Annotated in this window: 15 protein-coding genes and 1 pseudogene; 6 read left to right on the top strand and 10 right to left on the bottom strand. The window is 75.4% G+C overall.

Annotated features, from left to right (window positions below; translation table 11 throughout):
* Nucleotides 1-221, top strand: a pseudogene (locus ABTY04_RS13015) (hypothetical protein); the annotation flags it as partial.
* A gap of 231 nt (nt 222-452) precedes the next feature.
* Nucleotides 453-1,604 carry an oxygenase MpaB family protein gene (locus ABTY04_RS13010; protein ID WP_352213415.1) on the top strand — a complete coding sequence of 384 codons (1,152 nt, stop codon included), beginning with the start codon at nt 453-455 and terminating at the stop codon, nt 1,602-1,604.
* Nucleotides 1,605-1,826: 222 nt separating this feature from the next.
* On the opposite strand, the gene ABTY04_RS13005 is transcribed toward ABTY04_RS13010, so the two are convergent.
* The 5 genes from ABTY04_RS13005 to ABTY04_RS12985 all read right to left on the bottom strand — a co-directional run bounded on the left by ABTY04_RS13005 (nt 1,827) and on the right by ABTY04_RS12985 (nt 15,019).
* Nucleotides 1,827-3,686, bottom strand: a complete 1,860-nt coding sequence (locus tag ABTY04_RS13005; RefSeq protein WP_352213414.1) for a hypothetical protein — start codon at nt 3,684-3,686, stop codon at nt 1,827-1,829.
* Nucleotides 3,683-7,858, bottom strand: coding sequence for a DUF5682 family protein (locus ABTY04_RS13000; RefSeq protein ID WP_352213413.1), 4,176 nt, complete (start codon nt 7,856-7,858; stop codon nt 3,683-3,685). Before ABTY04_RS13000 ends, ABTY04_RS13005 begins: the two co-directional genes overlap by 4 nt.
* On the bottom strand, nt 7,855-9,018 hold the full coding sequence (locus ABTY04_RS12995; protein WP_352213412.1) for an ATP-binding protein: 1,164 nt from the start codon (nt 9,016-9,018) through the stop codon (nt 7,855-7,857). The genes ABTY04_RS13000 and ABTY04_RS12995 overlap by 4 nt, the downstream gene beginning before the upstream one ends.
* 140 nt (nt 9,019-9,158) lie before the next feature.
* Nucleotides 9,159-14,153, bottom strand: a complete 4,995-nt coding sequence (locus tag ABTY04_RS12990) for a DNA-binding protein (protein WP_352213411.1) — start codon at nt 14,151-14,153, stop codon at nt 9,159-9,161.
* The gene (locus ABTY04_RS12985; RefSeq protein WP_352213410.1) at nt 14,150-15,019 is read right to left on the bottom strand and encodes a DUF4132 domain-containing protein; all 870 of its coding nucleotides are present in this window, start codon (nt 15,017-15,019) and stop codon (nt 14,150-14,152) included. Before ABTY04_RS12985 ends, ABTY04_RS12990 begins: the two co-directional genes overlap by 4 nt.
* A 217-nt stretch (nt 15,020-15,236) precedes the next feature.
* Between ABTY04_RS12985 and ABTY04_RS12980 the strand changes: the two genes are divergently transcribed.
* The 3 genes from ABTY04_RS12980 to ABTY04_RS12970 are packed head-to-tail and all read left to right on the top strand — an operon-like array spanning nt 15,237 to nt 16,952.
* Complete coding sequence (locus tag ABTY04_RS12980) at nt 15,237-15,971, top strand: HNH endonuclease family protein (protein WP_352213409.1); 735 nt, start codon at nt 15,237-15,239, stop codon at nt 15,969-15,971.
* On the top strand, nt 15,968-16,252 hold the full coding sequence (locus tag ABTY04_RS12975) for a hypothetical protein (protein WP_352213408.1): 285 nt from the start codon (nt 15,968-15,970) through the stop codon (nt 16,250-16,252). The genes ABTY04_RS12980 and ABTY04_RS12975 overlap by 4 nt, the downstream gene beginning before the upstream one ends.
* Before the next feature lie 52 nt (nt 16,253-16,304).
* Nucleotides 16,305-16,952 carry a hypothetical protein gene (locus tag ABTY04_RS12970; RefSeq protein WP_352213407.1) on the top strand — a complete coding sequence of 216 codons (648 nt, stop codon included), beginning with the start codon at nt 16,305-16,307 and terminating at the stop codon, nt 16,950-16,952.
* 55 nt (nt 16,953-17,007) lie between these two features.
* Here the strand turns inward: ABTY04_RS12970 and ABTY04_RS12965 are convergent, their stop codons facing one another.
* The 5 genes from ABTY04_RS12965 to ABTY04_RS12945 all read right to left on the bottom strand — a co-directional run bounded on the left by ABTY04_RS12965 (nt 17,008) and on the right by ABTY04_RS12945 (nt 21,707).
* On the bottom strand, nt 17,008-17,541 hold the full coding sequence (locus ABTY04_RS12965; RefSeq protein ID WP_352213406.1) for a GNAT family N-acetyltransferase: 534 nt from the start codon (nt 17,539-17,541) through the stop codon (nt 17,008-17,010).
* A 77-nt stretch (nt 17,542-17,618) separates the two neighbouring features.
* Complete coding sequence (locus tag ABTY04_RS12960) at nt 17,619-18,803, bottom strand: alpha/beta hydrolase family protein (protein WP_352213405.1); 1,185 nt, start codon at nt 18,801-18,803, stop codon at nt 17,619-17,621.
* Nucleotides 18,804-18,995: 192 nt separating this feature from the next.
* A complete protein-coding gene (locus ABTY04_RS12955; RefSeq protein ID WP_352213428.1) occupies nt 18,996-20,015 on the bottom strand; it encodes an isopenicillin N synthase family dioxygenase in 1,020 nt (339 codons plus the stop codon).
* A gap of 331 nt (nt 20,016-20,346) precedes the next feature.
* Nucleotides 20,347-21,420 (bottom strand): GNAT family N-acetyltransferase, encoded by a 1,074-nt coding sequence (locus ABTY04_RS12950; protein WP_352213404.1) that lies wholly within the window; start codon nt 21,418-21,420, stop codon nt 20,347-20,349.
* An 83-nt stretch (nt 21,421-21,503) separates the two neighbouring features.
* Nucleotides 21,504-21,707 carry a hypothetical protein gene (locus tag ABTY04_RS12945; RefSeq protein WP_352213403.1) on the bottom strand — a complete coding sequence of 68 codons (204 nt, stop codon included), beginning with the start codon at nt 21,705-21,707 and terminating at the stop codon, nt 21,504-21,506.
* A gap of 297 nt (nt 21,708-22,004) precedes the next feature.
* Here ABTY04_RS12945 and ABTY04_RS12940 point away from each other — a divergent pair, with 297 nt between their 5' ends.
* A complete protein-coding gene (locus ABTY04_RS12940; RefSeq protein ID WP_352213402.1) occupies nt 22,005-23,156 on the top strand; it encodes a serine hydrolase domain-containing protein in 1,152 nt (383 codons plus the stop codon).

The raw sequence follows: 23,156 nt of genomic DNA, 5'->3' as shown, positions 1-23,156 counted from the left end.
GGATGCTCGGAAACGGGCACGTCCGGTTCGGTGAGCGGCTTGGGGAAACGGGCCCGGAGGGATCCAGGTACCGCGCCCCAAGCCGACTCTCCATCACCGCCGCCGACCGGACCTGGGTGGCCGCGCACCACCCGGGCCGGGCCATGCTCCAGCGCGTGGACCCCCGCTTCGGCCTCACGCCCGCGGACTTCGCAGCGCTCGACGCATGGCTACGCCCGTGATCCGCCGACCGGTCCGGCTCGCGCCCGATGGATCGTTTCCGCAGGTCAGAGGTATTCCGTACAGGTGAGGCGGAAACGATCCTCCGGGGTGCACGGGTTACGGCGCGCCAGGGCAGGCCGCAACGATCCTTTCTGCCCGGCCGCACGAGGCCGGACCACCGCCCTCGTGCCGGCCGACTCGGTGCGCCGTGGCGGTGGACCCGTACGCGAACCCGTGATGGGAGTCCACCCGTGGGACTGACGACAGCCACGATCGCCGCAGAGCTCGAAGCGGCCAGCAAGGTCGGCGACCCGAAGGCCGACCAACTCGTTTCCGACCTGATCGACAACAAGGAGATCGACGGCGTCAACGCCCTCTTCCGTACCATCGGCACGCTCAAGCCCGGCCAGGACCTCTCCGAACTGCCGCCGCGGCTGGCGGAGTTCCTCAAGGAGGCCGCGGCGCCGCCGGACTGGTCGGAGGCGGACGCCAAGGCCGCGGAGAGCTTCTTCGCCCACCACCACGGCGAAGTGTCCATGCTCCAGGGCACCGTCGGCCTGATCGGCACCTACCTCTCCCCGACCGGTGCGTTCACGCTGCGCTCCACCGGCCGTCTGGGGGGCGTCGAGGGGCCGGGCCGGCGCCTGTCGCAGTCCTCCCGCCTGTTCATCGACATGGGCAACAAGAACGCGATGCGGGACGGCACCCTCGCCGCGAACGTCACCAAGGTCCGTCTCGTCCACGCCTCCGTACGCCAGCTCCACAAGAAGAGCGGGGAGTGGGACTACGCCAAGTGGGGCGAGCCGGTGTCCCAGAAGTACACCACCGGCGCCGCCTGCGTCTTCTCCACCCAGATCCTCCAGGCCATGGACCGCCTGGGCCTCGACGTCTCCAAGGACGACGCGCGCGGGTTCATGTGCGCCTGGCACTACGTCAACCACTACCTCGGCACGGACGACAAGTGGCTCCTGCCCAAGGACCCCGACGTGGTCGAGGCGCTGTGGAACCAGGTACGCGACAAGGAGTGGAAGAAGACCGACGACGGCGTCTTCATGACCAAGCAGGCCACCGACTTCTACAAGAAGTTCTACCCCCCGGGCGTCCATGACGCGTTCATCGCGATGGTCCGCCACGCCCTGACCGACAAGTACGCCGACATGGCCGGCCTGCCCAAGAGCATCCTGGGTGCGGCCGCCGGCCCGCTGTCCGCCGGCGGCGGCCTGGTCAGCGGCGTCGGCGGCGGCCTGCTCGGCGGCGCCGCCAAGGAGACCGTCGGCGTCAATCCGTACGAGGAGATCGTCGGGGTCGCCTCGAAGGCGTTCAACGAGATCCAGAAGTTCGCCCTGACCCACGACCAGGACGACCAGCCCCAGATGCACCAGGAACTCCACGACAACCGCTGACCGCAGGAGACCACGGCTCGATCCACCGGCCGTCCGGCCGGTCCTCCCGGACCGGCCGGACGATCGGCGGGACGACTCGGCGTGCCGGTCCTCGGGACGGAAGTCGGCCGACCCCCTCGGAAACGTTCCGCCCGGGATCCGGACCATGCTGCCGCGCACGTTCAAGTCGCCTGCGTACCGTCCTCCTCACCGTCGTCGCCTGCCACCGGCCGCCACCGGCTGCTACCGGCTGCTCCAGGACGCGGCCACCAGCGAGCGTTCCGCCGCGGCCAGATGGGTGGATGCGGCCAGCCAGGCCCAGGCGTACGCGTCGGGTGAGGGGTCCGTCAGGCGGCCGAAGGCGTCGCGGGGGCGGCGGTCCGCCTCGGCGGCGAGGGCCGTGGCCAGCTCGGCCGCCGCGGTGAAACCGGCCCGGCGCAGCGGTCCGTACGACGTGAGGGGCTCGGCGGTGCGCGCCGCCTCGGCGACGGCGCGCCGGCCGCCCGCGATCCCGCTTTCGAGCAGTCGGCGTACCCGCCACAGCGGTGAGTCGGCCAGCAGGTCCGCAGCGTCGGGGGCAGGGGCGGGGGCCGGCTCCGGGGCGGCAGCGGTGCGGGGCGGGAAGTGGCTCCCCTGGAGCAGGTCGTAGCCGAGGTCGGCGCGGCCCAGCCACTCCTCGGGAAGGCGCAGGGTGTACTCCGCGCCGGGGACCGGCCCGACGGCGAGGGGACGCAGGGTGGCCGCCCGGTCCAGGTCGGGGCGGCCCAGGACGCGGATCAGCAGGCCGGGATGGGCGGCGATACGGCGCAGGTTCGCCGTGTGCGCCAGTTCCGGGTGGGGGTGGGCGGCGCGCAGCCGCAGCAGCGGCGCGCCCGCTCGTGCCTCGCGGACCAGGAGGTCCTCGCCGGCCGCGCCGACGACCGTGACCTCGCAGCCGAGGAGCCCCGGTGCGGCTCCGTCCGGGTCGGTGTCCCGCTCGGCGAGCTGGGTGGCCACGGTCTCGGCCGCCGGGCGGGCGAAGAGCGCGGCGGCCGGCTCCTCGTCCCACGCGACTCCGCGCAGCGGCGTCGCCCGGACCCCGCGTCCGGCGCCGAGGCGGCCGTCGGCGGAGACGGTGGCCCCGGCGATACGGAGTCCCCCGCGGGCGAGGCCCGCGTGGTCGAGGGCGGCTCCGCCGAGGGCCACGGAGGCGGAGCCGGCGCCGCGGGCACGGGCCAGGCCGCCGGGGCGGACGTCGGAGACCGAGTGGCGGGCGCCGTCGGTGGCGACCAGGTGGGTGACCACTCCCCCGTATCCGGTGGCGGAGAGGACCGGCTCCCGGCACAGGCCGTACACCCGCAGGCTGCCGCCGGACGCGTAGGCACGGCGTGCGGTGCCGGTGAGTGCCGGGCCGGCCGTACCGGAGGCCAGGAGTCCGGCGGTGCGGAGGAGTGCGTGGAAGGCTCCGGTGAGGTCGGCGAGCCGGTGGGCGCCGCTGCGCTCCCGGGCGGCGCGCAGCCCCCGTACGACCCGCAGGGTGGCGGCCTCGGCCCGGGGCAGTCCGGCGAGGCGGGCGGTGTGGGCGGCCCGCAGCAGCTCGGCCTGGACCACCGCCCCGCCGGCCGTGACACCGGCGGCGAGCGCCTCGGCGGCGGCCTGCCAGAGCGCGGCGGCGGCGCCCAGCTGGGCGGGGGTGAGCGGGTCCGGGCCGGGTTCGGGCGCGTGCGGAGGGGCGGCGGACGCCACGTCCGGGCCCGAGTCCGCACCCGAGTCCGGACCGATGGCTGGCTCGGGCTCGGGCTCGGGCTCGGGCGTGGGCAGTTGGGCGGCGTCGGCGAGCGGCGCCGCGCCGAGCACCGCGGCCCGGTGCAGGCAGCGCGGCGCCAACAGGCAGGTGCAGGTGGCCTGTTCGGCTGCGGTGACCGCTCCGGGCGGGCCCGGCCGGAGCGTGACGAGAGCGTCCTCGCCGAACCGGACGGTGACGCTCCCGTCGTCCGCCCGGGCGGCTCCGGCGGCGCAGCCCTCGATGGCGGCGTCGAGTTTCTTGCGGAGCCGGGCGGTGAGGTTCTCGACGGCCTCGGCGAGGACCTCGGGGGCGACGGGTGGAAGGAGGTCGGTGCTCAACGGGATTCTCCACGGAGGCGGTCGCCCACCCAGCGGGCGAGGGCGAGCGGGCTGAGGGCGGCCACCGGCATGCCGGCCGCGACGAGCTGCCGGGCGACCGGGACCGAGTACCGGGGCGCGCCGGCGTCGTCGAGTGCGGCGCAGCCCAGCAGGTGGGCTCCGGACGCGGCCAGCGCGCGGACCTCGCCGAGGAGTCCGCCGATCGGCGCGCCCTCCTCGAAGTCGCTGACCACGACGACGAGGGTGCGGCTCGGGACGGTGATCAGGGAGCGTGCGTGGGCCAGGCCGGCGGCGATGTGCGTACCGCCGCCGACGCGGACCTCCAGCAGCAGCGAGAGCGGGTCCTCGACCCGGTCGGTGAGGTCCACGACCTGGGTGGAGAACGCCAGGAAGTGAGTGGACAGCGTCGGCACGCCGCCGAGGACGGCGGCCGTGAGGGCCGACCAGATGACCGAGGCCTCCATGGAGCCGGACACGTCGACGACGAGGATCAGCCGCCAGTCCGCCTCCCGGCTCGTCCGGGTGCCGAACACGGGCCGCTCCGGGACGACGACCACCCGGCCGTCGTCGAGGCGGCGGGTCTGGGCGAGGTTGGCCCGCAGGGTCCGGGCCAGGTCCAGCCTGCCGCCGGGGCGGCGGGTGGGGCGCGGGGTGGTGAGGCCGGAGAGCGCCGGGCGCAGCCGGGTGGCGAGCTCCTTGGCGAGCTCGTCGACCAGCCGCCTGACCAGGGGGCGCAGGCGGGCGAGTTGGGCCTCCGGCATGCCGCCGGCCAGCGACAGCACCGAGCCGAGGAGCTCCACGGAGGGGCGTACGGACGCCGGGTCGAGCTGGCTCAGCACGTCGGCGCGGCCCGCGTCGGCCGCGTCGGCGAGCACTTCCTCGCGTACGTCGGCGCCGAAGAGCGCTTCGAGTTCCTGCGACCATTCGCGGGCCGTGGGGAACGAGGGCTCCTGGCCGCCGCCGCTGCCCCGGCCGCCTTCGAGGTCGGTGGAGCCCTCGCCCCGGCTGTTGCCGTACAGCTCGTCGAGGGCGTGGGCGTAGCGGCGTGCGCCGGCGGGGAGCCGGTCGCGCTGGCGGCCGAGCAGCAGGCGCCACCGGTCGGCGGGGGCCAGCCGGCGGTCGCCGATGAGGGGCGCGGGTACGGCCCGCTCGGGGGCGTCCGGCTCAGGGCCGGGTTCGGCGGCCCGGGACTCCCGGGCCGGCAGCGGAAGGTCCTTGAGCGCCGCGGCGCCGGCGGCGTCCGCGGCGGCCCAGAGGGCGAGCAAGGCGGGCGGTGCGTCGAGGGACAGGTCGGGGCGGTCACCGAGCCGCTCGGTGACGGTGTCCAGCAGCCGGTCGCGGGCGGCCGGGGCGAGCACGTCGAAGCCGCCGCGCAGGGCCGGGAGCCGGTCCAGGAACTCCTGGTCGGCGAGGCCGTCGATGCGGTCGAGGACGGGGACGAGGGCGGCCGAGGAGGACTGGAGCAGCGGTCCGGCGGCGGCCAGGACGCCGCCGAGACGGCGGGCGAGGGAACGCCGGGCGTCGGGGGTGGCGGCGCCGTCGATCCATCCGGCGGCCCGGTCGCCGAGGCCGGCGGCCGCATCGAGATCGAGGAGGACCCGTACGGCCAGTGCCGCTCCCTGCATCAACGGGGATGCGGTGGAGGCCAGTTCCGCCAGGGCGGTGTCCATGCGCAGGCCCAGGTGCAGGGTGGCGGCCCGGTCGGCGAGGGCCACGAGGGCGCGGGCGTCGGCGTCGTCCTCACTGCCGGCGAGACCGGGCAGGGAGCGTACGGCGGCTTCGAGCAGCCGGCCGGTGAGTGCGGCGGCGGCCGTGCGGGAGCCGTCGGACGTGCCGGGGAAATGCCCGCGGGAAAGCCCCTCCAAGAGGTCGAGCGATGCGAGGAGTTCGGGCAGGGTCGCCGTCTGCGGAAGGGTTTCGGCGGCTTCGTCCAGCCGTACGTCGACCAGCTCGGGCAGATCGCAGCGTGCGGCGGCGGCCAGACCGGTGAGGACCTGGGCCGGGGTCGGACCGCCGTCGGCGGCGGCGCGGCGGGCGGTGTCGCGCAGGGTCCCGGCGGCGGCCTGGGCGGCGGTGACGCCGCGGACGCCGGCCAGGTCGAGGCGGGCCGGGACGGAAGGCGTCCAGGCCAGCCGCCACTTGGTGCCGAGGGCGGTGCCGTCGCCGGTGGCGGCCACGTCGAGGGGATCCCCGTACGAGGCCCCGCAGACGGCCAGCCGCTGGAGCAGGACCTCGCGGCGCCGGTCGAGCGGGGAGCGCAGCGGATCGAGGCGGACCTCGCGGGAGGCGGGGTCCTCGGGGCCCGGCAGCCGAAGTTCCGCCAGCTCGGCCTCGACGGAGGGGCCGAGTCCGGAACGCGGGGCGTGCGGAGTGATCCGGCCGCGGGCCGTGCCGACGAGCACGGCCTCCAGGGCCCGGGCCAATGCCCTTCCCCGGCCGAGGAGTTCGCCCTGGCCGAGCACGGTGGTGACGGATTCGAGGAGTTCGCCCCGGCCGGGTGCGGGGAGGCCGCGCAGGACGGCCAGGTCGCAGGCGAGCCTCAGCGTCTCGGTGGCCTCGCCGGTCCCGGCGGTGTGCCCGGCGCGGCGCAGCTCCCGGCAGATGCCGGTGATGGCGACGGAGGCGGCGTCGCGCACCCGCCGGGGGTCCCCGCCGGCCCCCAGCACGGCTTGCTGCCAGAGCGGATCCCGGATGCCGGCGGGGTAGCCGGAGCGGGAGTCGAGCAGGTCGAAGGAGTAGGGCACGAGGGAGGTCACGGGCTCCTCCGCGGAGCCGGCCGCGCGCGGCCCGGGAACGGCCGCCGCGCGGGGACCGCGTACCGGCGCGTCCTCGACGCCCGAGTCAGGACTCACACCGGAGCCCGTGCCCGTACCTGCGCCCGAAGCCCCGGCCGGCTCGGCAACGGGCACGGCGGTGTCGCCGGACGCCGGGGCACGGCTCACGCCCGCGGCGGCGAGCCCCTTGTCCGCCCCGGCGGCCTCGGCCCCGCCCTGGCCCTCGGGGGCCGGTACGGCACCGATGAGGGCCGGGGCGTGGAAGGCGCCGATGAGGACGGCAACTCTCCGGCCCCCGGACGCGGCGGCGTTGACGACGTCGCGCATGTGGGCTTCGCGGGCCAGGTCGGTCGCGGGGACGGGGCCGTCCTGGCGCAGGGCCCAGCCCACGCCGAGGGCGGCCCGCCGGACGGCTTCGGGCGCGCACCCGGGGGCCAGTACCTCCACGGCCCGGTCCCACAGGTCGTCACCGTCGCGGCCGCTGCCCGAAGCGGTCAGCGCATCCGCGAAGGACCGCCGGCCCGGGGTCGTGCCCGACGCGTTCGCCGGGGCCGCCCGCAGGGAGCCGCTCCGGACCTGAGCCCCGGCCGCATCCGTGCCCGGATCCGGGAACCGGGCCGAGCCCCCGGACGGGACCTGCCCCGCGGCGGATGCCGCCGTCGCGGACGGGGTCCGGCCCGGTGCCCCGTCCCGTACCGGACGCGATGCGGGTTCCCCGCCTTCGGGCGCATCCGAACGCGCGGCGACAGCCGCCGTCGTCGTGGATGCGGCCCGGCTCGGTGCCCGGTCCGCGGTCACGGAGCCGGCAGACCGGCCCCCGGCCCCGGCCGCGTCCTGGTCCGCAGGACGCAGGGTCCAGCCGGGGTCGGACAGCGGGAGGTCGCAACAGCGCACCTCGACGCCCCGCTCACGCGCCCAGCGGATCGCGGCCAGCTCCGGGGAGAAGTCCGCGAACGGGTAGAACGCCAGACTGCCGTCCCGGCCCGTGCCCGCCAGGGCGACCGGGGCCACGGTCTCCCGGTCCGCCACATGCCCCAGCCACGGCTGGAAGTCGACCGGCAGCTCGACGCACACCACCTCCGCCCCCGAAGCGTCCAGCAGTGCCGGAACCACCGCCGCCAGCGCCGGGCTGTGGTGGCGTACGCCCAGCAGGTACGGTGCCCGCGACGCGGCGAGCGCATCCACGGCGATCCGCGGGTCGCCGGCCGCCGGCGCCGCCGCGGACGCACCGCTGCCCGGGCCGGCCGCGGTGCCCGTGTCCGGCGGCGGATCGGCGTGCACGGCCGGCGCGACCGGCCGTCGGCCGGTGGCGGCCGCATCCCCGTGCGGGTCGGCGGGGACGGCAGGCTCCTCGCTCCCGGCGCCCGGAGCCGACGCGGGCGGCTTCGGTCCGGTCATCGCAGGCTCCCGCGGAGGTCCCACAGGCGGCGCCACATCGCCGAGCCGTCTTCCGCGCGGCGGCGGACCGGGCCGTCCCAGTACCCCAGGAGGCGGCCGTGGTCGGCCGGGTCGTCCTTGCGGACCACGCCGAGCAGGTGACCCGGCAGCAGGTCCAGTACGTCGCCGCCCGGCAGGTACGCCGCGGCCACCCCCAGCGAGGCCGCCACCTGCACCGCCTCGGCGGTGGACATGACCGTACCGGGGCGTTCGACGTCCCAGCCCTCCGCCGAGCGTCCGTTGCGCAGGTCCCGGAAGACCGTGACCAGCGCGTCCAGGACCGCGTCGTCCACACCGAACGCCGCGCCCGCCCGTTGCACCGCCGCCACGGCCTGGCGGCGGATCAGCGTGGCTTCGGCGTCCGCGTCCGCGATCGGTGCGACCGTCTCGAAGTTGAAGCGCCGCTTGAGGGCGGCGGACATCTCGGAGACTCCGCGGTCGCGCAGGTTGGCGGTGGCGATGACCGTGAATCCGGGGGCCGCGGAGACCACCGCGTCCTCTGTGGCGGTCAGTTCGGGCACGCTGACGCGCCGGTCGGACAGGATCGACACCAGCGCGTCCTGCACCTCGGGCAGGCACCGCGTGATCTCCTCGACGCGCACCACCCGCCCGGTCCGCATGGCGGAGAGCACCGGGGAGTCGACGAGCGCCTGGGGGGTGGGGCCCTGGGCGAGCAGCAGGGCGTAGTTCCAGCCGTAGCGGAAGGCATCCTCCGTGGTGCCGGCGGTGCCCTGCACGGTGAGCGCGCTGGTGCCGCAGACGGCGGCGGCCAGCAGCTCGGAAAGCATCGACTTCGCGGTGCCGGGCTCGCCGGTGAGCAGCAGACCCCGGTCGCCGGCGAGGGTGACGACGCAGCGTTCGACCAGGGCGCGTTCGCCGACGAACTTCGGGGCGATGGCCAGCTTGGCCGGGAGTCCGGCGCGGCGGCGCCCCGGCAGGGCCAGTTCCACGCCGTCGCTGCCGCACACGAAGGTGACGACGGCGCGCGGGGTGAGCGCCCAGCCGGGCGGGCGGGGGCCGGTGTCCTGGGCGGCGAGGAAGGCCAGCTCGGAGGCGTACCGCTCCTCGGCGGGCAGGGCCTGCCGGGTGGCAACCGGGGCGGATGTCTCGGTCACGGTCATGACGTTCGTGTCCTTCGGGAGGGAGGTGCGGGAAAAGGGTCCGGGGTGCGGGGACCTGCGGGATGGCGGTGGGGCCGGGCCGGCCCGGGCGGCGCGGCGCGCCCGTGAACGGGTGCGCCGCGCCGGGGCCGGCCCGGGGGTCAACGACGGCGCGGGCGGGTGCGCTTGACCTTCAATGCCTCGAAGCGCGGTACGTCGCCCTCACGGACCCGCTGCCAGGCCCGCCGGTAGAGGTCCGCGGCCGGCTCGTCCGGCACCAGCACCCCCAGAACCGGCCGCCCGCCGGGGGCCAGCCCGTACATCGGGAGCTTCCACAGCTCCACCGGCAGCACCGGCGAGGACATCTCGGACCAGCCGCCGGGCAGGAACAGCGAGCGTCCGGCCCGGGTCCGGGATGCTGTCACCACCAGCTCGGTGGCGGCCAGCTCGGTGCGGGCGGCCTTCAGCCGGGCCGGCTTCCAGCCCGTCCAGCGCGCCACGTTGCGGTCGGTGGGGTCGGGCATGGCGAGCAGCGTCAGGTACACGGCGGCCGCGTCCGCGCCCAGGCCGTGCACCTCGGAGACCTCCGCCACCAGCTCGGGTACCGAGCGGCCCGGGTCCTGCGGCCACCACGTGCCGTCCTTGTCGACGTCGCCGGCCGCCGGGGCGCCCGGGTCGGCGAGCAGCGCGGCGAAGCGCGGGTCGTGGGCGGCCCGCAGCGCAGTCTCCGCCTGGGACGGCTGCTGGTCGTCGCCGCGCAGCGCCGGCAGGTACGGGTCGGAGCCGGTGGAGTCGAGCAGGGCCGGGCGCAGCGCCGGCTTGGGCCGGTCGTCGTGCGTGGCCATGACCACCGCGCCGTACCGCTCGTAGCCCTCGCCCGTCTCGGTCGGAGTGCCCGCCGCCTTCCGGAAGTCGGGGAGGCTGGTGTAGTACCCGATTTCGAGCAGCAGCCCGGGCGCCGCGAGCCGCTGCCGTACGGCCGTGAGCGCGGGCGGCAGGGCGGAGCGCAGGGGGTCCCCGGCGGGCAGCCGGTGGGCCATCCAGGCCGTCAGGGCGAGCGCGCCGGTCAGGACGGCCGTCGTGAAGGGCTCGGTGGCCGGTTCGCCGGGTTCGACGTGGTCGCCCTTGACCTCCCAGGCGACGTCGACGCCGAGCGGCCGGGACGCGTCGGCCTGGAGGATCGCGGGCAGGGCCCGGTGCATGGTCCAGGTGCTCCGCACGGCGCGGGTGGCCTCGGCGAGCAGCCATTCGGGCACGGGCGTACGGGGGCCCACGCGACGGTTCCACTCCTGCGCGGCGGCGGCCACGTCCGGGCCCTCGGTCCACAGCCGTGCCGGGTCGGCGGGCAGCAGCGCGGCGACGACCGCGCGCCGCACCTCGCCGTCGAGGGCCCTGAGCTCGGTCCGGGCGTGCTTCGCGTCGGCGGCCTTGACGCCCAGGGCGGTGCGCAGGTCGGCCGGCAGGAAGTGGTGCTCGTAGCTGTCGATGTTCGGCAGCCCGGCCAGCAGCAGCCGTGCCTGGGTGCCGGACACGCCGGTGAGGCGGGCGAACTCGTCGGCGGCTTCGGGGAAGAACGGCGCCGGGCCGCGCTCGGCGGCCTCGGTCAGGAAGGCCGCCAGCCAGCCGGGGCCGCGCTCCCGGTCGCCGAGCGGGGCGTCGCCGCGCACGGTGTAGGGCCCAGGCACGGCGAAACGGCCGGTGGGGTCGTACAGCAGCGCTCCGAACTCGTGTCCGTCGGAAACGGATGCGCAGTGCTCGGTGAGGCCGAGGACGGCTCCGCCGCCGAGCGGGAGCAGGCTGCGGTGCGAGGTGTTCCGCTCGTTGCCGTCGGGGGTGCGCAGATGGCGCTGGTCGAGGTGGACCAGGACCCGGCGCCAGCGGTCGGCGGAGCCCTCGGCCGAGGCCAGGCCGAGCGCGTCCACCCGGCCGAGCACGGTGCACAGGGCGGCCCGCTGCTCCTCGGTCGTCCCGACGGCGACGGCCCGGTACGCGACGGCCGCGGGCTGGTCCAGCAGCGGTGTGAACGGGAGGGCGGAGTACGGCAGTGCGGGCAGGTCGAAGTGGAGCCGGCCGGGGACCTCGGCGGCGTCCGGGTCCGCCGCCGCCCGGGCCAGTGCCCCCAGGTAGCAGTGGACGGCGTCGGTCTGGGTGCCCCAACGGTAGTACCCGGCGCCGATGAGCCCGTGCAGTGCGTCGGCGATCAGTTCGTCGGTGGGGCCTTCTGGCTGCCGGTCGGCCGCCGCGCCCGTGTCGGGGTCCAGCCGCGCGGCGACCCCGTCGAGCGCCTGCTGCTGGGTGAGGGCGAAGCGCAGCACCTCGACGATGCCGCCGATCAACTGCGGGGAGGTGACCCGGGGCAGTGCCGCCCGTACCAGGTCGGGCAGTTCGGTGGCCGTCTCGGCCGCGGCGGCCGCCTTGAGCAGTGCGCCGATCGTCACGCGGTCGGCCGCGCGCAGGGCGGCCGAGCCCTCGGTGTCGCGCGGGCGCAGCGCGTACCAGAAGGGAAGCGGCGGGAGTTCGACGCTGCCGGTGGCGAAGGCGGCGGTGCGGTGGTCGCTGCGCGACTGGGCGGTGACGACGCCGTCGGGGTCGTTGATGCTGAGCTCGCGCCAGCGGTGCGTCAGCGCGCGGGGCCGTTCGTCGCCGGGGAAGGTGAGCGCCGCGACGGGCATCTCGGTGCCCTCGGGCACGACGACGGCGCGGCCGGCGGTGTCGGAGGCCTGCCAGCCCTGGCCGGGGACGCGTACGGCACGCCAGCCGAGCAGGCCGTCCACGGGTGCGCCGAGCACCGAGTCCTCGACGGCGGGCGCGGGCCGCAGCCAGCAGGACTGGGCGGCCACGGTGTTGTCGCCGGGGTGCGCGCGCAGCGCGTCGGCGAGGAAGCCGGGCTGCGAGCGGCGGCCGAGGGCTCCACTGACGGGGTCGTACTCGCGCCAGCCGCCGTCGTTCTCCTGGTCGCGGCGCTGCCACACCCAGTACGAGGTCCCGTCGGACAGCAGGCGCCGCTCGCCCGGCAGCCTGGTGTCTCCCGCGTGCAGGACGCCGCCGCCGGTGGCGCGGCCCCCGCCCGGCAGGGGCAGGCTGATCTCGTCGGAGCGCAGGTTCCAGTGGTTGCCCTCGAAGTCCAGGGTGAACACGCTGCCGGGCGCGGTGTGCCAGTAGCCCTCGACGCCTCCGCCGCCCCAGTGGGAGGACCAGAAGACGAGCAGTTCGCCGTCGACGTAGTGGAATCCGTACCGGTGCGAGTTGCCGCTCGGCGCCCGCAGGTCGTGGGTGAGCACGGTGGATTCGGCGTCGATGACGCGGACCTGGGTGGAGTTGGCGACGATCAGATGGGGCCAGGCCTCGACGACGGTCAGCCCCTGCCCGCCCCGGCCCGGCGTCAGCTCGGCGACCGCGGTCTCCCAGGCGGGCCAGGCGAGTTCCTCGAAGAGGCCGGCGCGCAGGGTACGGGCGAGGGTCTCGCCGAGGTCGGCGGCGGCCGCGGCGGACACCTCCTCGCGGGCGAGTTCGAGTGCCTCGGCGGGCAGCCAGGTGAGCCGGCGGATGGCGTCGGGCAGGCCGGGCAGGCCTGCGGCGGTGGAGGCGCCGGCCACATCGTGCATCCACTCGGTGAGCATCGGGCGGCCGCCGGGCGAGGCGGCGAGCAGGCGCACGACGTCGACCGAGGAGCCGTCGCCGCCGAGGCCGTACGCGGCCCGCCGGAAGGCGGGCCGGAACCGCTGGTCGGCGGCGATGGCGAGCAGGTCCCGCCGCTCGTCGGAGCCTGCCCAGCCGGCGAGGTTCAGCTGGTCGCCGCGCCGGCGGGAGGCCGGATCGGGCTCGGGGTCGGTGACCGGCACGTCGAGGGAGAGCAGCAGGTCCAGCAGGTCGGCGTCCTGGACGCCCACGTTCAGGCCTGCTTCGCGGCCGGGCTGCGCGAGTTCGGTACGCAGCCGGCCGGCCGCGCGGGTGACGAGGTCGAGCAGGGCGGGCAGCGTGGGGCGCGCGCCCCAGCCGGTGTGCCGGGCGGCGTGGAAGCGTTCCAGCCAGCCGGCGGCGCCGTCGGCGCAGCGCTGCTCGGCGGGCAGTTCGCCGGAGACCAGCCCGGCGGTGGCGCCGGACTCCTCCAGGAGGCCCAGCCAGAGCTCGGAGAGTTCGCCGTCGCCGCCGCCGGGCGGCATCAGCCCGAGCAGGGTGCCGCGTACGGCGGGCACCCGGCGGGCCAGCGCGACCAGGGCCGTGCGGTGCGCCTTCCACCAGCCGAACGCGGCGCGCAGGGTGGCGGGCAGCGGGAGCAGCTCGGCGAGGTACTCCTGCTCGGCCTCGGTGCCGGTCAGACCGGCGGCCTTGGCGAGGCGGCGCAGCTCGGTCGCGGCCTGCGCGGAGGGCGGCAGCCCGCCCGCGGTGCGGCGTACGCACAGGCGGCGGAAGCGCTCGTGGGCCTCGGCGGGGCTGACGCGGGCGGACAGTTCCTTGGCGTATCCGGTGAGCACCTTCACCGGGAGGGCGCCGGCCAGGGCGAATTCGAGGAAGACGGCATCGAGGCGGTCCTCGTCGACGGCGAGGCCGTGCTGGGCCTCGCTGGTCCGGGCGCGGCCGAAGAGCTGGGCGGCGTAGGTGGTGTTCTCGACGGCGAGGAAGATGCGGGCGGCCTGCTCGTAGAAGACGGGCAGGAAGTGGGGGACGGCGGCGGCGAGCCGGCCGGCCAGTTCGTGGCAGGCGTCGAGGGCGGCCTTGGGCTTGGTCTTGGCCTGGCGGGCGACCCGGTCGAGTTCGGGGACGACGGCGAGGGCGTGGTGTCCGTCCTGCGGGTGGTGCACGAGGACCCATTCGGGGAAGCCGAGGGCCTGGCGCTGGCCGAGGCCGACCACGGGCGGCTCGCCCTCGTCGAGTACGAGTCCCAGGAAGCCGGCGGCCAGGTCCTCGGCCGGACCCAGTTCGGCCGCGGCCAGCCGGACGACGACGCGGTCGTCGGCGAGGGCGGGGTGGCGGTAGGTGCGTGCGGTCAGGTCGACGGCCGAAGGGCCTGCGCCCTCGGTGCCGCGGGGCAGCACGGCACCGGCCTTGAGGAGCAGTTCGGCCTCGTTCGCGACCGCGGGGGCCGTCGTGCCGGCCGGCGCGGTGCCCGCTGCCGCCGTGCCGCTCGCCGTGTCGACTGTCGTGGTGGTGCTCATCGTGCGTCCCCGCCCTCTTCGATCTTGCGCCCGGCGTACAGCGCCGCGGCCATTCGCATTCCCTCGGACCAGGCGACCGGTCCGACCTCCGTCAGACGCACCGCCCGGCCGTTCTCGTCGTGCCAGCTCAGGGCGCCGGTGGTCGTCTCGTCGTCGTAGTACGGCTCGCCGATCCAGACCGCCGCCTCCGTACCCCGCCCGGTGTCGCGCACCTTGCAGGTCGCGTAGCCGCCGGAGACCCGGTAACCGAGGCTCGTCGCCCGGGCCGCCAGGGCGAACCGGTTCGGGAAGACCCCGCCCGCGTAGTCCCGTACCTCGGTGGCGGTTGCCGCTGGCTCCTCGGGCTTCTCCCAGGTCGGCCGGTGGATCTGTTCGACGCGCTGGACGATGCCGAGTTCGGCCGCGAAGTCCCGTACGTCGTCCAGGTCGGGCAGCAGCACCGGGTGCGGCAGCGTCACCGTGCGCGGGGAGAGCCGTACCGTCTCGCCGTCCAGGTTGACCACCTTCAGCTCACCGGACGCGGTGGCGTCGCGCAGGAAGCCCACCTCGTCCGGGTCGTCGCCGACGACGGCCATGTCGCGCAGCGCGCTCTGCCAGGCCTCGTCCGGCCAGACCCGGGCGAGCAGCGCGGTCGGCACGGGCAGCGAGGACACCATCCAGGTGTCCACCTGGGCCGTGCAGGCGGCTTCGTGCCGGTCGAGCCACTCGGCGAGCCGGCGCAGCCGGTCCACCTCGGGATGGTCGCGCAGGGCCTTGGGCAGCGACTTCAACTGCCGTCCCGCCGTACGGCCGGTGGCGGACCGCGCCGCCACCTTCCCTTCCACCAGGGCGATCTCGTACCCCTCGCCCGCCGCCAGCCATGCCATCAGTACGTGCCCCTCCGCCTGCCCGATCCGGATGCGCGCAGCGTCGACCAGGGGGAACAGACCCCCTGAGCTGCGGTATGCCGGGAGACTAGCGAGAGCCACTGACAACGCCCCGCGAGGGGCCCCTCCTCGGCGCCGGCGCGTGCGCGGTCGGTTGAATGTCCGGTTCTGGGTAGTCTTCCCCGGACAGTGTGCGGAGCCGGCTCGGGGTGGGTTCATGGGACGTCAGATACGTGTGCGCGGTGCGGCCCTGGCCGCATCGGCGCTGCTGGCCGTGGCCGGGTGCTCGGGCACCGGCACGACGGGCAAGGACGCCAAGCCGCCGGCGCCGCCGGCGCCGGCCGGAACATCGCCCTCCGTTCCGGGTGGCACGGACGGCAAACCCGCCGCCGGGGACGTGCTGCCCGGCATGGCCGACGCCGGTACGGCCCGCACCCGGCTGGCCGCGCTGAAGGTCGCGCCGCCCGGCACCATGGCCGGCTACAGCCGGGCCAAGTTCACGCACTGGGCCGAGCAGGGCAACAAGTGCGACACCCGCGAGGTCGTCCTCAAGCGCGACGGCAAGGACGTGGTCCAGGACTCCGAGTGCAAGGCGGTCTCCGGCACCTGGAGGAGCCTGTACGACGGGACGGTGGTGACCGACGCGTCGAAGATGGACATCGACCACATCGTGCCGCTCGCCGAGGGCTGGCGCTCGGGTGCGGCCGGCTGGGACGCCGCGCAGCGCAAGGCCTTCGCCAACGACCTGACCCATCCTCAGCTGCTGTCGGTGACCGCGGCCGCGAACCGGTCGAAGGGCGACCAGAGCCCCGACCTGTGGCAGCCGCCGGACAAGTCCAGCTGGTGCCAGTACGGGCGGGCCTGGACCACCGTGAAATCCGCCTACGGCCTGACCGTGACCGAACCGGAGAAGAAGATGCTCTCGACGATGCTGGACACCTGCGCGGCATGACGGGACGGCAGCAGCAGTGGCAGGACCGGGTCACCGCCGGGCCCGGCGGGGCGATGACCGACGAAGTCGGTGTCATCACGGGCCCTCTGACCCTGCGGACGACGGCGGTGGCGGGCGGCCTGGTCCGGATCGAGATCCAGTACACGGACGCGGAGGAGTGGTACACGCTGACGGGGAGCCCGGTCCCGGACCGCGGCGATGCGGCCGCCGTCCATGCCGCCACGCTCGCCGCGATCCGCTCGGGCCACGCCGCCGAGGCCCCGCGAACCGCTCCCGGCTGACCGCCGGGGCCTGCCCGCCGTTCGGCCCGCGGTGATCGGCATCATGGTCGCCATGACACCGATATCCACACCGACGCCGATCACCGGCATGGACCTCACCGGCTTCACCGAGCGCGAACAGGGGGTCTGGACGGACGAGCAGGGAATCGTCCTCTCGGTCCACTTCTTCCCCCTGGTCCCGGACCTGCCGGCGCCGCTGCACGACACCGACCGGCTCCGGCACGACCTCGCCCGGTCCGTCGCCCGGGCGGGCGCAGGTCTGATCGAGGCCGTGCCGGGCGAGGTGGACTCCGTCCCGGCCGTCCGGCAGCTCATCAAGGTCCGGCGGCCGGAAACCCAGCACGGGCTGGTGTTCCTCGGCTCGTGGACCGTGCCGAAGGCGACCTGCAGCACGGTGGTCAAGGTCCAGGCGGGCGAGCGGGGCACGACCGGGATGCGGGAGGCCGTGGTCGGCGCCCGCGTGGGCCACGAGAACTACTTCCGCCCGCATCCGTACGGGCCGGACGTCCAGGGCGGACTGCCGTACCACGTCGCCGACCTGGAGGAGTGGGACGCAGAGTTCCCCGACCACCCGCTGACGCTGGTCCGCGGCGCGCTGCGGCGGATCGTCCCGACGGTGGTGCTGGAGGACCGTTTCAAGGCCTTCCCGCCGTTCGGCCCGCCGGAGGACCCGCGGCGCCGCTGGTTCCGCCGCCGCTGACCCGGGCCCCCGGCAGGAGTCCGGGGCCTGCGGACGGAGCCGGCGGCATCCGGGGTCAGCCCTCGTATTCCGTCAGGTCGATGCTGTGCACCTGGAGCAGGTGGTCGTGCTCCGGGTCCGTCGTGTCGAGGTCGTGCACCATGCCGAGCTTGCGGATCACGTTCTCGGACTCCTCGTGGCCCGCCCGGTTCACCGCGATCACCCGGTCGAGGCCGCGGTCCTGGAGGGCGAACTCCAAGGTGGCCTGCGCGGCCTCGGAGGCGTAGCCCTGGCCCCAGTACTGCCGGCCGAGCCGCCAGCTGATCGCCACGAAGTCCCGCACCTCCTGCGGGGACCGGGCCACGGTCAGCCCGACCACCCCGATCAGCTCGCCCGACGCCAGCAGCTCGACGGCGAAGAGGCCGAAGCCCTCCTCGTCCCACTCCTCCTCCCAGCGCTCGATGTCCTCGGCGGTCTGCTCCGGATCGAGGGTGGAGCCGTCGCCGATCCAGCGCATCACCTCCGGGTCGGCGTTGATCTCCGACAGGGGGACGAGGTCGTCGTCGGTCCAGCGGCGGAGGAGGAGTCGGGGGGTGCGGATCTCGGTCATGCCCCCATCCTGCCGAACACCGCCGACCAGCGGTAATCGGGTGGCCCGCCGTACCCTCCCCGCCCCCGTGCCGAGGTTCACGGGGTGTGGAAGCGGACCTCCGGCGCGTCGGGGTCCGGGCCGTCGAGCAGCGGCTGCGGCTTGCCCTTCAGGTGCTGGTCGAAGAAGGCGCCGACGTAGCGCCGGGTCAGGTCGAGCGAACGGGCACCGGGCAGCGGCGACAGCGGGGGCAGTCCCAGCTGGTCGCTCATGGTGGGCCAGTCGGTGAAGGTGAAGTGGTTCGAGCCGTCGACCGTGATCCAGCGCTTCCAGCCGTCGAGCCGCTTCCAGTTGGAGTCCCAGCTGTCCTCTCCGGTCCCGGTGCCACCGGGGAGGGAGTCCTTGGCGCCGAGCAGCATGAACGGCCGGCCGCCGAGACCGGACGCGGGCACCGGCGAGAACAGCCCTCCGTCCATGTCGATCCCGGCACGGATCCGCGGGTCGGTGGCCATGGCGGCGACCGCGGCGGAGCCGCCGATGGAGTGCCCGGCCATGGCGATCCGGCTCTGGTCGATGAGGCCGGAGTTATGCCAGGCCGGGTGGCGGCCGGTGATCCGGTCCAGCAGGAAGGACACGTCACGGGCGCGGTTGTCGGCGACCTGCTTGCGGCCCGCCTCGCTGTTGGCCTTCTCGCAGGCCAGGCAGGTCAGGACGCGCCCGCCGGGGAAGGCCGTCCCGGAGGTCTCGTACGCGTGGTCCACGGCAGCCACCACATAGCCGCGGGAGGCGAGCTCCTCGGCGAGGGAGGTGAGGGTGGCGCGCGGGACGGTGAATCCGGGAGACAGGACGATCAGCGGGTACCGGCCGGCCACGGGGCGGGCGTCGGACCGGGCGTAGGCCTTGGCCCCGACCAGGCTCTCGACCGCGACGGCCTTGTCCAGCTTCCGGTCGGCCAGCAGCAGCCGGGCCTCCTCGGGCGTGAGCCAGGGGCGGACCGGACCGCCGGTACCGCGCTGGGCCGGGTAGCGCATGGTGACCATCAGCTCGCGCGGCCCGGACCCGGCCCAGGGGTCGGTCCGGCTGCGGTCGACCAGGTGCAGGGTCTGCTGACCGACCGCGAACTTACCGGTGGGCCGCGGGAGTTCCGGCAGCACCGCGCGGGTGTCCGAGGCGGTGGAGGCGGCCGTCGGCGTGGCGGCCGCGGCCGTGCCCGCGGCGGCGAGCGGCAGCGGCAGGAGGAGTGCGAATAAGGCGAGGGAAGCGGCAGTTCGGCGTCGGTTCATGGGATCGAACCTATCCGGATGCCGCTGTCCGATCATCACCTCGCAGGAGGAACGGGGCCTCCCCCGGGGGGAGGGTGCCGGTTCCCCCTCCGGAGGGAGACGGCGCCTTCCCCTCCTCCGGAGGTGTGGAGCCGTGCCACGCCGTGCCGGGCCGTGCCGCGTCGCGTCCTGCGGGCCGGCCCGGCACCGGCCTCAGGACACGCCGATCGAGTCCAGCTTCGCCCGCAGGTACGTGTGGGAGTCCACGGGGTCGTGCACCACCCGGCCGATGGGCGCCGGCAGCGACTCCACCCGGGTGTGCGGGTCGCATTCGTAGAAGTAGACCAGCGAGACGAGCTCTTCGGCCGGTGCGTCCGCGGGCGGCGGCAGCACCCGGTGGCGGCCCGCGCGCCAGCGGTCCCCCGTCCAGCGGGCCATCAGGTCGCCGATGTTCACGGTGAGCGCGGCCGGGTCGTACGGGGCGTCCTGCCAGCCGTCGGCGTCGGTGTGGATCTGGAGCCCGCCCGAACCCGGCTGGCGGTCGAGGACCGTGACCGTCCCGAAGTCCGTGTGCGCCCCGATGCGGAACTGGCCGGGCAGGGGTTCGCCGAGCACGTCGGTGCCCGGGTACCAGTTGAGGTTGAACCCCCAGGTGGGGTGCCCGGTGTGGCGGGTGAAGAGGTCCGTGGCGAGGCCGAGTGCGGTGGCGAGGAGCTCCAGCAGTTCGTCGGACAGGGCCCGCATCCGGGCGAGGTACTCGACGACCAGCGGCCGGAGCGCGGGCACCTCGGCCGGCCAGACGTTGGGGCGGAACCACTCGGCGTCCACGGACGGGTTGCCCGTGGGCTCGTCCGCCGCGAAGGACCAGGACTCCTTGAGGTCGGGCGGCGAGGCCGCCCCCTCCGCGTAGCTGTTGGCTTCGGCACCCGGGCCGAGCCAGCCTCGGCCGCCGACCGCGACGGCGTACGGCTCCTTCGCCTTCACCGGCAGCCGGAAGAACTCCTTGGCCGCCTCCCGGATCCGCGCGGGCAGTTCCGGGTCCACCCCGTGCCCGGTGATCAGCAGGAACCCGGCGGCCTGGAGGGCCTCGTCGACGCGGGCGGCGATGCGCTCACGCGCCCCCGGTCCGCCGGACCGCCACGGCCCTAGGTCGATCACGGGGATCTGCGAGCGGGGGGATCCGGAGTGCGCCGGAGAACGCGAAGGGTCCACCGGATTCACGGAACTCGCCATCGGGACCTGCCTTCCGAGCCGGTGTCGGGCGTCCGTCCCGAGGCTATCGCCCCGGCGTCCGCCGGGGCTACGGACGCTCCGGCCGCCGTTGCGCCTCCGGCCCGCGCCGGCAAGGGTCCGTCCGCCGGGGCTGAACACCACCGGGCCGACGATGTCGGTGTGGCCCGCACGGACGGCCGGCGGGGCGGGATGCCGCAGGCCGGTGACGTTCCACAACGGCTCGGCCGGCAGCATCCCGTGGGAGTGGAACGACCGCGTCTCCTCCCACAATTGGGTCACCGACTGCGGCCACCTGCCCGCTCCCCCGTCGGTCACGGCCTCCCGGGCGCGGTCAGCCCCGGGGGGCCCGCAGGACGTAGCGGACGCCCCCGTTCTCGGTGGAGCCGGTCCGCTCGAAGCCCACCCGTCCGACCACGCCGTGCGAGGGGGCGTTGTCCGCATCGACCGAGGCGTGCAGCGTGGTCAGGCCGGGCTGCCCGAAGGCCCAGGCAGCCAGGCCGTTCAGCGCGTCGGTGGCGTAGCCGTTGCCGCGGGCCGACGGTACAAGGTCGTAGCCGATCTCCGCGTTCCCGTCGGCGTCGGGGGCGCCGTGGAAACCGATACCGCCGATCGCGCGCCGGTCGTCCGTGCGGACGATGGCGTACGCGCCCCATCCCGGGCGGTGCGTGCCCGCCTCCCTGGCCTTGGCCACCATCCCGGAGGCGGCCCGGGTGCCCTCGCCGGGGCCGTCCCCGGCCCAGGCGAATCCGCCGGTGCCGCCCGCGTGGAGATCGGCGGCGACCTGCGGGGAGATCTCGCAGAGGACGACGCGGCCCGCCGCGACGGGGTCGGCGTACCAGCGCCAGACCGGCCGGCGGGGCAGGTCCGGGAGTCCGGCCCGGCCGGTCACCCACAGGAGGGTCGGCCAGGCGGCGGCGGTACCGCGCGGTGCCTGCGGGAAGAGCCGGTCGAGGACCTGCTCGCAGAGGGCCGGGTCGGGCTCCCAGTCGTGGACGCCCAGGCCGTTCAGGATGTCGTGGGTGTGCAGCAGGGTCTCGACGACGCCCATCGCCGCGAAGCCGTCCGCGCCCGCCGTGCCGTACGGGTGCCAGGCCCGGTCCCCCGGGCGGGCGGCGGCCACGACGGCGGACAGCAGGCCTCCGGTGGCCTCGATGATCTCGATCACGCCGTCAGGGGTGGTGCCGGGGTCCGCGCTGATCTCGAACGGGACCCAGCCGCCGGTCGCGCGCCCGGTGAGCTGGGCGGCGTACGCGGTGAAATCGCCCGCGATGTGGACGGCGGTGTCGTAACAGCTCCACTCCAGCCCGGCGGCGGGGGCAAACCAGTCGAGGTGTGCCACCCCCCGCAGTGCCTGTGCGGTGAGGGACACGGATCGGTCCACGGCATGGGAGGTCATGATCGTCATGGGCGGAACCCTAGGGTCGCCACCCGCGCCCGGGCCAGCGGATATCCGGCACGACCGCCGGGCCGTCGGCGCCGCGGGGGCCGTCAGGGGCCGGCGTCCGGCAGCGGGCTGCCGCAGCGTGCGCAGGACCGGGCGTCCCGTGCGGTGGCGAGCCGTCCGCAGTCCGGGCAGACCAGGTGGAGCAGACAGGCCGGTTCGCCGCCCTCCACGGCGGTGGAGGCGGGGACGGGCTCGGCCACCGGGCCGTGCTCCGCCGGTGCGTCCGCGTCCTCGGAGTACTTCGTCATGGTCGTCCTTCCCGTATGCGCATCCCTCCCCCGAGACCGCCCTCGCACACCTGCGGATCGAGTCGTGGCCGGTCTGCGTCGGCCGTACCGGAACGGGCGCCAGGCCGAGGCGGCGGTTGATCACCCTGCTTCGAGCCGCCTCGCGCGTCCGGCACAAGGCCCCGGGGTACCCCGCCTACTGGTGGTGACCTGTCCGGACGCGCGCCGCGCGTCCGGCCGGTGAATCCGCGCCGCTGCGGGAGTCTTGGTTTCCGAGTGGCCGGGCCGGCCGGCCGGTACATCGGGAGAGGTGAAGTGATGACCAGCCTGCGCGACATCCTGGAACCGCACGTGAGCAGCGGATCACTGCCCGGCGCGGTGGGCCTGGTGGCCCGCGGCGACCGGGTGGAGGTCGAGGCCGTCGGCTCGGCCGACGTCGAGGGCACCGCTCCGATGGTCCGGGACTCGATCTTCCGTATCGCCTCGCTCACCAAACCCGTCACGGCCGCGGCGGTCATGATGCTCGTCGAGGAGGGCCGGTTCGCCCTGACGGATCCGGTCGCACCGTGGCTCCCCGAGCTGGCCTCGCCGGTCGTGGTCCGTACGCCGACGAGTCCGGTCGACGACGTGGTGCCCGCCGCCCGCCCGATCACCGTGTCCGACCTGCTCACCTTCCGCGCCGGGTACGGGTTCCCGTCCGACTTCTCGCTGCCGGCGGTCGGCCTGCTGTTCAGCGAACTGAAGCAGGGGCCGCCGCAGCCGCAGCGGGTCGCGGCGCCGGACGCGTGGATGACGACGCTGTCGCGGATTCCGCTGCTCTACCAGCCGGGCGAGGCCTGGCTGTACAACACCTGCTCCGACATCCTGGGAGTACTGATCGCCCGGGTCTCCGGGCAGTCCCTGCCCGAGTTCCTGGCCGAGCGGATCTTCGAACCGCTCGGCATGCCGGACACGGGGTTCGAGGTCCCGGCCTCCGACCTGGGCCGGTTCACGAGCTGCTACCGCGCGGGTGAAGGCGGCCCCGAAGAGGTCGATGCCCCCCACGGGCAGTGGAGCAGCCTCCCCGCCTTCCCCTCCGGCGCCGGCGGCCTGGTCTCGACCGCCGACGACTGGTACGCCTTCGGCCGGATGATGCTCGCCGAAGGGGCACTGGACGGGGACCGGGGCAGGCTCCTGTCGGCGGACTCGGTGCGGCGGATGACCACCGACTGGCTGACCCCGGCCCAGCGGTCGGGCGCCGGCCTGTTCCTGGAGGGCCAGGGCTGGGGGTTCGGCGGCTCGGTGGACGTCACGTCCCGCGACCCCTGGAACGTGCCGGGGCGGTACGGCTGGATCGGCGGCACCGGAACCGCGGCCCACATCACCCCGGCCACCGGCGCCGTCTCGATCCTGCTCACCCAGCTGGAGCTGACCAGCCCGACCCCGCCCGCCCTGATGCGCGAGTTCTGGACGTACGCGGCCGGCGCCTGA

Source organism: Streptomyces sp. NPDC097981, from assembly GCF_040302565.1.
Taxonomy (GTDB): Bacteria; Actinomycetota; Actinomycetes; order Streptomycetales; family Streptomycetaceae; genus Streptomyces.
This window is presented reverse-complemented; position numbering and strand designations above follow the sequence as displayed.

Coding starts and splice junctions, on each gene's coding strand:
- ABTY04_RS13000 (WP_352213413.1), bottom strand. CDS start 7,858: ATGACCGGACCGAAGCCGCCCGCGTCGGCTCCGGGCGCCGGGAGCGAG.
- ABTY04_RS12995 (WP_352213412.1), bottom strand. CDS start 9,018: ATGACCGTGACCGAGACATCCGCCCCGGTTGCCACCCGGCAGGCCCTG.
- ABTY04_RS12990 (WP_352213411.1), bottom strand. CDS start 14,153: ATGAGCACCACCACGACAGTCGACACGGCGAGCGGCACGGCGGCAGCG.
- ABTY04_RS12985 (WP_352213410.1), bottom strand. CDS start 15,019: ATGGCATGGCTGGCGGCGGGCGAGGGGTACGAGATCGCCCTGGTGGAA.
- ABTY04_RS12980 (WP_352213409.1), top strand. CDS start 15,237: ATGGGACGTCAGATACGTGTGCGCGGTGCGGCCCTGGCCGCATCGGCG.
- ABTY04_RS12975 (WP_352213408.1), top strand. CDS start 15,968: ATGACGGGACGGCAGCAGCAGTGGCAGGACCGGGTCACCGCCGGGCCC.
- ABTY04_RS12970 (WP_352213407.1), top strand. CDS start 16,305: ATGACACCGATATCCACACCGACGCCGATCACCGGCATGGACCTCACC.
- ABTY04_RS12965 (WP_352213406.1), bottom strand. CDS start 17,541: ATGACCGAGATCCGCACCCCCCGACTCCTCCTCCGCCGCTGGACCGAC.
- ABTY04_RS12960 (WP_352213405.1), bottom strand. CDS start 18,803: ATGAACCGACGCCGAACTGCCGCTTCCCTCGCCTTATTCGCACTCCTC.
- ABTY04_RS12955 (WP_352213428.1), bottom strand. CDS start 20,015: ATGGCGAGTTCCGTGAATCCGGTGGACCCTTCGCGTTCTCCGGCGCAC.
- ABTY04_RS12950 (WP_352213404.1), bottom strand. CDS start 21,420: ATGACGATCATGACCTCCCATGCCGTGGACCGATCCGTGTCCCTCACC.
- ABTY04_RS12945 (WP_352213403.1), bottom strand. CDS start 21,707: ATGACGAAGTACTCCGAGGACGCGGACGCACCGGCGGAGCACGGCCCG.
- ABTY04_RS12940 (WP_352213402.1), top strand. CDS start 22,005: ATGACCAGCCTGCGCGACATCCTGGAACCGCACGTGAGCAGCGGATCA.